The 2,441-nt window shown below is 67.6% G+C and carries 3 protein-coding genes; all 3 read left to right on the top strand.

The features are described from left to right. Nucleotides 1-1,367 (top strand): 6-hydroxynicotinate reductase (locus tag EOA75_RS31850; RefSeq protein ID WP_127326071.1); only part of this gene is annotated, 1,367 nt, incomplete at its 5' end. Continuing rightward, entirely contained in the window at nucleotides 1,367-2,248 is an 882-nt protein-coding gene (locus EOA75_RS31845) for a UPF0280 family protein (protein ID WP_127326070.1), read from the top strand. The genes EOA75_RS31850 and EOA75_RS31845, both read left to right, overlap by 1 nt. Further along, a partial coding sequence (locus EOA75_RS31840; RefSeq protein ID WP_164747714.1) for an amino acid synthesis family protein occupies nucleotides 2,241-2,441 on the top strand: 201 nt, incomplete at its 3' end. The genes EOA75_RS31845 and EOA75_RS31840, both read left to right, overlap by 8 nt.

Raw genomic sequence — 2,441 nt, 5'->3', positions numbered from 1 at the left:
TCCTCGACCACGCGGCCGAGACCGGCGGCGCGGTCGTGCCATTCGTCGCCGAGGGCGAGGAGTGGGGTGGCGAGCTGGTCAACACCGGCCGCCGCTTCGTCACCGCGATCGGCGCCGGCACCACCTACCCGGATTACAAGCCCGCACCTTTCATCGTCAGCCAGGAGGTCGAGGGCGTCGATCTCGTCACCGTCGTCACCGAGGGCATCTTCTCCTATTGCGGCGTCAAGGTGAAGATCGATACGGACCGCCACATCGGCGACGAGACGGCGACCGTGCGCTCGGAAGGCGAGGCGATCGGCCACGTCACCACTGGCGAATATGGCTCGCAGATGCTGTCGCTTGGCGGTGTGCATCACTTGACCGGCGGCTCCAAGGCTGAAGGCCGCGCGACTTGCGACGCGCTTCTCAACCTCTGCAACAGGAAGCCGGTCGAGCTCACCATCGACGGCGGTGCGACGGTCATTGTCGAGGCTGGCAAGGCGCCGGTCATCGACGGCAAGATCGAGCATCGCATGCGCGTCGGCTGCGGTTCGGCCACCATCGGCATGTTCGCCACGCAATGGCGCGGGCTCGTCGACGAGGTTGTGGTGGTTGACGACCATATCACCGGGGTCGTGTCGGAACATCAGGCCGGCAAGGTACTGGGCTGGGAGGATACCGGGATAAAGATCATCGGCCGCCGCTCGACGCCCGGCCGCTACTTCAAGGTTTCGGAGCCCGGTCTCGGCTGGGGCGGCACGACGATCTCCGATCCGCTGTCGATCCTGGGCGATTGGAACGCCAAGAAGGGTGCTCGCCCCGGCCTGTCGCTGCTGATGGTCTCGACCACGGGCGAACAGTTCGCTTACTACGAGCTGGACGATCAGTTGAAACCGGTCGAGAAACCGTTCCCGGAGCGGCTGCAGAAATCCGTCGGCCTGATCGAGGACAATTGCGAGCCGGCCCTGTGCACTGTGCTCTTCATCGGCGGCGCGGGCGGCTCGCTGCGCGCCGGCGTCACCGAAAACCCGGTCAATCTCACCCGCTCGGTTCAGGGCCTGAAGACCTATGTCACGGTCGGCGGCGCGCCGGTCTATGTCTGGCCGGGCGGCGGCATCACCCTGATGGTCGATGTCACCCGCGTGCCGGAAGGCGCATTCGGCTATGTGCCGACGCCGGCGCTGGTCGCGCCGATCGAATTCACCATGCGCCGCGACGACTACGTCCGGCTCGGCGGTTACGAGGACGAGATCCGCAGCGTCGAGGACATTCTTGCCAAAGGCGGCGAGTACCTTAATCCGCGCAGCAATGCCGGCGCGCCGGCCGGCAATCCCTGGCCGCCGTTGGCGCAATTGCGCCGCATCCCGGCCAATGGGGCCGACTGATGAACGGTCCGCAGGCGCATTGGCTCGCCGACGGCAGGCGGCTTCATCTCAATCACGGGCCGATCGACCTCATCGTCGAGGCCTTTGGCGATGCAGCTGAACGCCGCGCCGCCTGCGCGCAGGCCGTCGCGCGCTTCCAGACAATCCTGACCGAACTGGTCGAGGAGCTTCCCGAATTGCGCCGTCCGGCGTCTTTGACGCCGAGCGTTTTTGCAGGTCCGACCGCGCGGCGCATGGAGGCCGCGGTCGCACCGCTCGCGGAAAGCTTCATCACGCCGATGGCCGCCGTTGCGGGTTCGGTAGCCGACGAAGTTCTGGCCGCGCTTCTCGCCGGACGCCGGCTCGAGCGCGCCTACGTCAACAATGGCGGCGACAGCGCCATTCATCTCGGCAAGGGCGGCACGATAACGCTGGCGATCGCCGGCACCGGGCACGGCATGGCCGACCGCATCACGATCCGCGCCGAAGACGGCGTGCGCGGCGTCGCCACCAGTGGCTGGCGCGGCCGCTCCTTTTCGCTGGGCATCGCCGACGCGGTCACCGTGCTGGCGCGGACCGGCGCCGAGGCGGATGCCGCGGCGACGCTGATTGCCAACGCGGTCGACCTGCCTGGGCATCCGGCGGTTCATCGCGTGCCGGCGCGGGATCTTTCGCCCGACAGCGATCTCGGCGAACGGCTGGTGACGCAGGGCGTCGGCGGGCTAGCGCCCGGCGAGGTGGCCCGGGCGCTGGATAACGGCCTTGCCGTCGCCGAAAATTTTCGTCGGCGCGGCCTGATCGCCGCGTCGGCGCTGTTCCTTGCCGGCCAAACCCGCATCAGTGGCTCCGTAGCGCTCGCTGCGCCCAACAAGCATAAAGCGAAGGAAACTGCCCATGCCTGAATTCCCGATCCGCAAGGTCGCGGTGTTGACCGAAGAGATCTTCCACGACGGCGGCCCAGCGGCGAAGGAGCCGCGCCTGCGCGCCGCGGCTCTCGCCGTGGTCAAGAACCCGTTTGCCGGTCGATATGTCGAGGACCTGCAGGGCGCGATGGAGGACCTGAAGCCGCTCGGGCTGTTGCTCTCCGACAGGCTG

Source organism: Mesorhizobium sp. M1A.F.Ca.IN.022.07.1.1, from assembly GCF_003997575.1.
In the GTDB taxonomy this organism is placed as follows: Bacteria; Pseudomonadota; Alphaproteobacteria; order Rhizobiales; family Rhizobiaceae; genus Mesorhizobium.
This window is presented reverse-complemented; position numbering and strand designations above follow the sequence as displayed.